Source organism: Nosocomiicoccus massiliensis, assembly GCF_000438455.1.
Lineage (GTDB): Bacteria > Bacillota > Bacilli > Staphylococcales > Salinicoccaceae > Nosocomiicoccus > Nosocomiicoccus massiliensis.
Genome location: NZ_CAVG010000074.1, coordinates 1 through 4,866, shown reverse-complemented (window position 1 = coordinate 4,866; position 4,866 = coordinate 1). Strand labels below are relative to the sequence as shown.

5 protein-coding genes are annotated in these 4,866 nt (G+C 31.7%); all 5 read left to right on the top strand.

Annotation, left to right across the window (positions count from 1 at the left end; all coding sequences use genetic code 11):
* Window positions 1–93: 93 nt before the first annotated feature.
* Entirely contained in the window at window positions 94–498 is a 405-nt protein-coding gene (locus TJ68_RS08115; RefSeq protein WP_052327284.1) for a LysM peptidoglycan-binding domain-containing protein, read from the top strand.
* Window positions 499–3,645, top strand: coding sequence for an isopeptide-forming domain-containing fimbrial protein (locus tag TJ68_RS03505; RefSeq protein WP_040928769.1), 3,147 nt, complete (start codon window positions 499–501; stop codon window positions 3,643–3,645).
* Between the two features lie 14 nt (window positions 3,646–3,659).
* On the top strand, window positions 3,660–3,938 hold the full coding sequence (locus TJ68_RS03500; RefSeq protein ID WP_040928768.1) for a hypothetical protein: 279 nt from the start codon (window positions 3,660–3,662) through the stop codon (window positions 3,936–3,938).
* Window positions 3,939–4,166 (top strand): TrbC/VirB2 family protein, encoded by a 228-nt coding sequence (locus TJ68_RS03495; RefSeq protein WP_040928767.1) that lies wholly within the window; start codon window positions 3,939–3,941, stop codon window positions 4,164–4,166.
* Window positions 4,167–4,220: 54 nt separating this feature from the next.
* The coding region (locus TJ68_RS03490; RefSeq protein ID WP_040928766.1) for a hypothetical protein at window positions 4,221–4,866 on the top strand (646 nt) is incomplete at its 3' end.

The following is a 4,866-nucleotide window of genomic DNA, read 5'->3' as shown; positions in this document are numbered from 1 at the left end:
TGATATAAGATATATTTTATAACTTATAAAATATAATATATAACCGTCTATTTCTAAAATAGGCGGTTTTTTTATTTTAAGGAGGTGATGGAAATGTTAAATAAGTACAAAAACAGCACACTGTTTATCTTAGTTGCAACAGTAATGATGTTTATTATTAGTAGCCCTGTGAGAGCTGATACTAATGAATATTACTGGTATTACGTACAGTGGGGTGATACTTTAAGTGAATTATCTGAAACGTATGATCAAGACATAGAAACAGTCGCAAAAATAAATAACATCGAAAATATCAACTTAATCTATGCTGATAGTTATTTAAAGTTTATTAATAATTTACGTGAAGTGCCACAGGAAACACAAAACAAAGATGAAAAAAACGACAAATCAAAAGACACAGTTAAAGAAAACAAACAAAAAAAAGAAAAACAAATTGAACGTGTAAGAAATATGGTTAAGATAAGTCCTTACTATATTTCTTCATTAGGAGGAAATTAATTGAAAAAGAACATGAACTATCAAGAAACTAAACAACGTTTCTCTTTGAGAAAGAAAGGTAGAAATGCAACGAGCGTGTTATTAGGATTAACGATCTTATCAACAGCATTTCTACCAACCGTCGCAGAAGCTAAACCAATTCACGAACATGAATTAACAGAAATTCCATCTGAACAAAGTGTTGCACCTTCAAAATATGCAGTCATTGCAGGTTTTAGTGATAAAACAAAATTTACACAACAAGGGGATGGATGGTTTTCAAAGAAAAATCAAGAAGGGAATGATTATCATACACAGGTAGAACCCGAAGATGATAAGAAAGATAATCTTTCAGTTACTTACACAAATATTGGTAATTATAAAGGTAGAGATCTTGATTTAAAAATAACAGTAAAAGATTGGAAAAAGACAGGTTTTAAAGGTGGAGAATACTTTTCTTTTGCAGATAACCACATTGGATTTCATCAAGCTGGTTATGACTATGTCGATTTAAATTTTGAATATATGTATACAGACACTGGTAAACCAGCAACAGATTTAACAGGTTCTTACATGACGGTAACTGATATTGACGCTGTACAAGGGATGGGTTTCAGTGAAGAACAGATGAAAAACATTGGTAAAATTTATGCACCAGCTGAATCAGAAGTTGATATTACAAAAAAAGATGATGGTTACACGTATTTCCAAGATGTTAAAAATCAAGCACTTGAAACAAATGACCCCAAAGGACATTTCACAATTTTAGTTGATGGCCATACGCTTGATTTTAAGTGGTCGAAAGATTGGTCAGATTATAATAAAGATAAAGTTATTAATTGGGAGGCAGGACAATACGAACAATACTTCGGTTATACTGCTGAAAAACCAGTACGCACAGAGGTGCTAGATCCAGCAAAGCTTGTAACAGATAGTGATGAAGTAGATGTATTAGAAAATAAATTAAACGTCATCTATGAACGTTATGAGTACGACATCTCACATACTGTTCCTGCAGAATATCCAGAGTTTTTCTATAAAGAATATGTAATGGAAGATGTTTTAAATGATGTGTTAGAAACAGGCGAAGTTACAGTATTTAATGAAGATGATGAAGATGTAACTCATTTATTTGAAGATTTATCAGAGGGTAACCACATTAAATTTAAAGCGAAAGATGAGGTCTTATCTGATCAATCATTTTACGGTCATACGTACCGTTTTAATGTAAAAACTAACATTAAATCAGATGCAGATTTATCAAGTGTAACAACCGAAGATGGAAATATTCAAATACCTAATAAGGCAACAATTACTAAAGACGGTAAAGAACAAAAAGATACAGAAACTACAATTACACATGTACCAACTCCAGTTGATCCGTCAGTAGATAAAACAATTATTAACGCTGATGGAGAAGATGTATCAGAAAATGAAGTTAATGTTGGTGATCAATTCCAATACAGAGTTACAGCAACATTCCCGAATAAACAGCACGCAGAAAAGCTAGGTGTGTTCGATGATGTACCAGACGCACTTTCTGTTAATTCAGTTGTTGTGTTAGATAAATCAGGTAATGATATTACTGATCAAGGTACATTAGAAATTAATAATGACAATGAGAGCTTTAGATGGACGGCAAACGATCCTAAAGCCTTTGCAGGTGAAACAATTCAAGTTATTCCAACAGTATCAGTTAAAGATACAGTAAGTTTCGCTGAATTTGAGGAAGATGGTAAATTTGTTTTCAAAAATACAGCACAACTCTTTGTAGATGATGAAACGATTGATTCACCAGAAGTTACAACAACACTAGAAAAAGTGGATCCAGAAATTAATAAAGGCATTGTTACAGAAGATGGCTTAGTAGAAGAAAATGAAGTATCAATTGACGACACATTTGAGTATCAAATTGATACAACATACGGAAACGAAACAGTACCAAGTATTTTAGGACTAAAAGATGACGTACCAGACGGCTTTAACCTTGATTCAGTCGTTGTATTTGATGCAGATGGTAACGACGTGACAGAACAAGGTACATTAGAAATTGATGATGAAAAAGAATCATTTAAATGGACTGCCAATGAACCTAAACATTTTGTGGGTAAATCATTAAAAACAACAGTTCAAATTACTGTAAAAAATGATTTTGATTTTACAGAGTTCTTAAATGAAGATGAATTTGTTTTTGAAAACACAGCCCAAATGATTACGAGTGATTCAGAAGGTAATGAAAAACATGATGATTCAAACCTTGTAGTTTCTAAAATGAAAAAGGTAGAAAATAAAATCGTGAAGACTATCATCGATAAAGATGGCAATGAAGTAGAAGAAAATGAAATTAAGCATGGAGAAACATACACTTATAAAGTTTCACAAACAATCTCAAACGAGAAAAACATTGATTCAGTTTCTTTCTATGACGATCTTGAAGATGCGTTAGAAGTTCTTAACGCAACTGTTTATATTGATGAAAAATCTGAAACAGAAAAAGTGTCAGAGAATGATTCTAAATCCGAAACTACAGAAGATGAAAATGAACAATCTGAAGAAGCTGATGTAGAAAGCGAAGAAAATACTGAACCGGAAGTGTCAGAGGAATCTAACAACGAAGATTCTTCTATTGATAATGAAAGTTCAGAAGAAGAAGTACAAGAGGATACGGATGTAGAATCTACAGAGGATAATCTAGAAAACACACAGGAATCATCTATCGATAAAGCAAATGTAGTCGTTGATCGAGATAAATCAGTTGTATCTTGGAATTTAGATGAAGAATCAAATGATTTAAAAGGTAAAACTGTAGTAACAGAAATTGAGGTTAAACTACCAGAGGATGCAAAGTTAGATGAATCATTAGTTGATGGTGACAACTATGTAATTCCTAACGTTGCTAAAGGTACTGTCAATGAGGATGAACTTGAATCTAATGAAGTTCGTACTTTAGTAAAGAAAGAAGTGTTACCAGAAGTAACACCACCTGTTGAAGAACCTAAAAAACCAGAAAATCCACCGAAAGATTCTTCTAAAGTAAAAACGCCACCTAAAAAAGAGGGTTGGTTACCTCATACAGGTACAGAGGTAAATTACCTCATTGTATTAGTTGGAGCGTTGCTTGCAGGATTAGGTGGCTGGAGATTATATCGTATTAGAAAAGAAAATTAATAAGGAGTGGTATTTTGAATTTAAAAAAGAAAGACATTGATTCTATTGTTCAAAGCGTAGGTTTAAATCCAAAAGAATGGAGAGAAGACGTGCTAAGTCATGCACGTCTTTCTATTATGGATAAGCAAGGCGAAATTTATAAAGAATTTGAACAGAATGTAATAGAAAAAGAAGCTTTAAAGTTATTGATTGATCAAACAAGAAAAACTAATAGTAAAGCAATACCAGCAGAAAATGCTTCACCATCAAAAAACACTAAAGCATTAGGGGAAATGAAAAAGGAGAGATTATAAATGGATAATTTTATTAACTCAGTGTCAAACTTAACTTCAACATTACAAACGGCAGGTATCGTAGTTGCAGCACTTATGATTCTAGTTGCTGGTTACTTGTTCATGTTCGGTGGAGATGAAGGACCGAGAAAAGCAAAGAAAATTTTAATTTACGTCATTGTCGGTATGGCATGTATTTTAGGTGCAAATGCTTTAGCACAATACGTTGCAGATCAAATGGCATTTTAGAAATATAAAAGGGCTGTAGAAACAGCCCTTTTTATTAATATTAAGGAGGATATTATGGTACAAGAAGAAAAATTAGCACCACTTAAAGTGAAATTTACTTATTTACCAAATTCAAAGCGATTTAAAGAACTGTATAATATTCTATCAAAAAAAGATGGATTAAATTTATCTGTTAAAACAGGATTAATTTACCCTATGATTGATGCAGATAAAATCATTAAAGAGTTACACCAATTTGTGAATGCACCTGAGTTTAAACCAACAGATAAAGAGCGTTTAATTATTAGCTTCGTACTTGTTTCAAATGAAAAGAATTTAGCATTTGAAGTCAGTAGATATTCTTTAAAGAATAATAAACAAACTGTTAAAGATATTGTATATGAACAACTTGATACAACATATGTAGATCCTGAAGAATTTGATAGTGGTAAATCTGACTTTCAAGAGGAAGCAAAAATTTTAAAACAACGCATTGAAGAGTCGTATGAAATACAAAGTAATCAATTGTCAGAAAACGTTTCTGTAACAAATAAAAAACCGAGTATGTTTAATAAACTTTTTAATAAGAAAAAAACCGAACAAAAAGAATTATCAGAAATCAATTCAGATGAATATAATAAAAAATTAGAGAGTGAAAAGATAGACGAAAAAAATATCAAAGAGCATAAACCAGTCATTGAAAATAAAGTTGTAGAAAAAA

What these genes read in the sequence shown, in the direction of transcription:
- TJ68_RS08115 (WP_052327284.1), top strand. Translation starts at nt 94, where the DNA reads ATGTTAAATAAGTACAAAAACAGCACACTGTTTATCTTAGTTGCAACA.
- TJ68_RS03495 (WP_040928767.1), top strand. Translation starts at nt 3,939, where the DNA reads ATGGATAATTTTATTAACTCAGTGTCAAACTTAACTTCAACATTACAA.